2 protein-coding genes, 1 tRNA gene, 1 other RNA gene and 1 pseudogene are annotated in these 3,117 nt (G+C 69.2%); 2 read left to right on the top strand and 3 right to left on the bottom strand.

Annotated elements, in window-relative coordinates; all coding sequences use genetic code 11:
• A pseudogene (locus LOY02_RS18750) lies at positions 1 to 255 on the top strand (LacI family transcriptional regulator); the annotation flags it as partial.
• A gap of 25 nt (positions 256 to 280) precedes the next feature.
• Here the strand turns inward: LOY02_RS18750 and ffs are convergent.
• The 3 genes from ffs to LOY02_RS18735 form a co-directional block, all read right to left on the bottom strand.
• Positions 281 to 377, bottom strand: an RNA gene (gene ffs, locus LOY02_RS18745) — signal recognition particle sRNA small type.
• Positions 378 to 401: 24 nt separating this feature from the next.
• Entirely contained in the window at positions 402 to 1,712 is a 1,311-nt protein-coding gene (locus LOY02_RS18740) for an MFS transporter (RefSeq protein ID WP_317183882.1), read from the bottom strand.
• A 123-nt stretch (positions 1,713 to 1,835) separates the two neighbouring features.
• Positions 1,836 to 1,923: transfer RNA gene (locus tag LOY02_RS18735), tRNA-Ser, on the bottom strand.
• Between the two features lie 92 nt (positions 1,924 to 2,015).
• Between LOY02_RS18735 and argF the strand changes: the two genes are divergently transcribed.
• Positions 2,016 to 3,023: an ornithine carbamoyltransferase gene (gene argF / locus LOY02_RS18730; protein WP_317183881.1), complete on the top strand. Its 1,008-nt coding sequence runs from the start codon at positions 2,016 to 2,018 to the stop codon at positions 3,021 to 3,023.
• Positions 3,024 to 3,117 lie beyond the last annotated feature (94 nt).

Here is a 3,117-nt window from a genome sequence, read left to right as displayed (position 1 = left end):
GTGGCTGGCGACGAGGTACGGGGAGCGGGGTCGAAACGATTCGACTCGAATCGTTACGACGTCAGCGTCACCGGCTTCGACGGTGTCGACCTGCCCTGGTTGCCGCACCGCCTCACGACCATGGACCAGCACGGTCAGGACAAGGGGCGCATCCTCGGCACCTTCGTGCGGCGGTCCCTCGAGGGCGCGAGGCCACGCGCGGTGACCCAGTCGGTCCACCTGCGGGAGGGCACGACGGTCGCCCGAGCGAGCTGAGCGGCATACGGCATTCACCGCTGGGAACGAGGACACCCCGCGTACCTGGAAGAGCTCTCCTACCCTTGCTGCATTCCTGCCCTGGGGGAGTTCGGAGAGGTACCACCACGCGGGGTGCCGACGGCAAGTGTATGCCGCTGTGCTCCTCAACCTGAAATGGGGGCGCCCGACGGGGCCGGCTCGGCCACCGGGGGCCGCACGCCGTTGACGTGCGGGGGCAGACGGCGCTCGACGACGAGCGCCATGACCGCGAGCAGGGCCGACCCGCCGAGCAGGAACGCGATGTAGCCGCCGGCGAGGTCGCGGCCGATGAGGAAGCTCGCGACGACAGGGCCGACGACGAACGCGATGGAGAACATCAACGAGCTGAGGGCGTTGTAGCGACCGCGCAGGTGGTCGGGGGCGAGGTCGTTGATCATCGCGGCACTCGTCGGCTGCAGCATGGTCTCGCCGAGCCCGAAGATGCCGGCGGATGCCGCGAGGAGCACGGTCGCGACGACCGTCCCCGGGACGAGGGACGTCGCACCGAGCAGGGCCCAGGCGACGGCCCACGTGCCGGCCATGACCACGGCGACCCGGGTGCGTCGCTTGCCCTCGATGCGCTGGAGCACGAAGAGCTGCAGGAGCACGATGACCAAGGTGTTCGCGGCGAACGCGTACCCCAGTCCCTCGGTCGAGATCTGGCCCTCCGCGCGCGCGTAGGCCGGAAGGCCTGCGTTGAGCTGCGGGTAGCTGACCAGGGCGGCCACGGCGACGAGGGCGAGCAGGGCCCGCAGGTGCGGGTCCCGGAGCAGGACGCGGTAGGACACCGTCGTCGTCGAGGCGTCGACGGGCTGTTCGACCCGGTCGCGGGCGTGGCGCAGCGGCCCGAGGAGGATGAACAGCCCGGGCAGGTAGCTCAGCGCGTCGAGCAGGTAGATGGCGACGAACGTGCCCGGCCGGTCCACGTCGACGAACCGCCCCCCGATGATGCCGCCGATGCCGATGCCGAGGTTGAGCAAGGTGAAGTTGACCCCGAAGTAGCGTTGGCGCAGGCCGCTCGGGATGAGATTGCCGATGAGGGCGTTGGACGCGGGCCACACGACGCCGAAGCCGTAGCCGAGGAAGCCGAGCGCGAGGGCCGCCTGGCTGGTCGTCGTGGCGTTGGCCAGGAGGACGTCGGCGATGACGAGGGACACGAGGCTGCTCGCGTAGACCTTGCGCGGTCCGACCCGGTCGATGAGGGCACCGACCGGGGTCACGATGGCGATGCCGACGCCCGCCTGAAGGGCGAGCAGGAGCCCGACCGTCTCGAGCGCGATGCCGCGGACCTCGTTGAGGTAGACGACCATGAAGGGCAGGACGAGGCCGGTCCCGATCGACTGGAAGACGACGGTGGAGATGAGCAGCTTGCCGTCACGAGGCAGGTCGTGCCAGAACGACTTCAGCGCTGGGCGAGTGGTGGAGGGAACGCTCACTCGCGCCAGTGTGCCCGGCGGCGCCGACAGCCGTCGTCCGGTTTTCGGTGACCGAGTTTTGACCGAGCCCGATACAGACGCAGTTCGGCCCCGTCGCGCTGCGTGGACGGGGCCGAACCGTGATGGCGGAGGATGGGGGATTTGAACCCCCGAGGGTTTTATCCCAACACGATTTCCAATCGTGCGCACTAGGCCACTATGCGAATCCTCCGTCCGGCAGGTTACCCGAGCGGTGGCGCTCGGATGAAATCGTCCGGGCGAGACGGCTTTGCCCCTGGCCGGACAGGCTGGAAGCATCGGGCCATGACCCTCGCCGCACTCCACCACCGGAGCTTGCTCAAGGAGACCGACCTCTCCCCCGACGAGTTCCGCGCGCTGCTCGACCTCGCCGCGGAGCTCAAGGCGGCCAAGCGGGAGGGCCGCGAGGAGCGACGGCTGACGGGCCGCAACCTCGCCCTCATCTTCGAGAAGACCTCGACCCGCACGCGGATCGCCTTCGAGGTCGCGGCCGCTGACCAGGGGGCGAGCACGACCTACCTCGACCCGACCGGCTCCCAGATGGGCCACAAGGAGTCCGCCAAGGACACGGCCCGCGTCCTCGGGCGGGTCTACGACGGGATCGAGTACCGCGGCCACGGGCAGGAGATCGTCGAGACGCTCGCCGCATGGTCGGGGGTCCCGGTCTGGAACGGCCTCACCGACGAGTGGCACCCCACCCAGTCGCTCTGCGACGCCCTGACGATGCGGGAGCACTGCGGCAAGCCCGACGCCGAGATCGCCTACGCCTACGTCGGCGACGCCCGCTACAACATGGGCAACTCGCTCCTCATGACGGGAGCGATGCTCGGGATGGACGTGCGCATCGTCGCGCCGCGCTCCCTGTGGCCAGCGGATGCCGTTGTCGCACAAGCGAGGTCGTATGCCGCTGAGTCCGGTGCCCGGGTCACGCTCACCGAGGACGTGGCTGAGGGGGTGCGAGGCGTCGACTTCGTCCACACCGACGTCTGGGTGTCGATGGGCGAGGCCACGCAGGTGTGGGCGGAGCGGATCGAGCTGCTCACCCCCTACCAGGTCAACGCCGAGATGCTCCAGCTGACGGGGAACCCGAGGGTGCGTTTCATGCACTGCCTCCCGGCCTTCCACGACCTCGAGACGGCGGTGGGGCGGACCGTGCACGAGGAGTTCGGCCTGAAGGAGCTCGAGGTGACAGATGACGTCTTCGAGTCGGAGGCGTCGATCGTCTTCGACCAGGCGGAGAACCGGATGCACACGATCAAGGCCCTGCTCGTCGCGACGCTTGTCCAGCTGTGACCTGATCAGCCGCGCTCCTGCGTTCGGGGCCACTCGACCCAGCCACGTCGAGTGGCCCCGAACGCCCCACCCAGCCACGTCGAGTGGCCCCGAA

It is taken from the genome of Intrasporangium sp. (assembly GCF_032907665.1).
GTDB lineage: Bacteria > Actinomycetota > Actinomycetes > Actinomycetales > Dermatophilaceae > Intrasporangium.
This window is presented reverse-complemented; position numbering and strand designations above follow the sequence as displayed.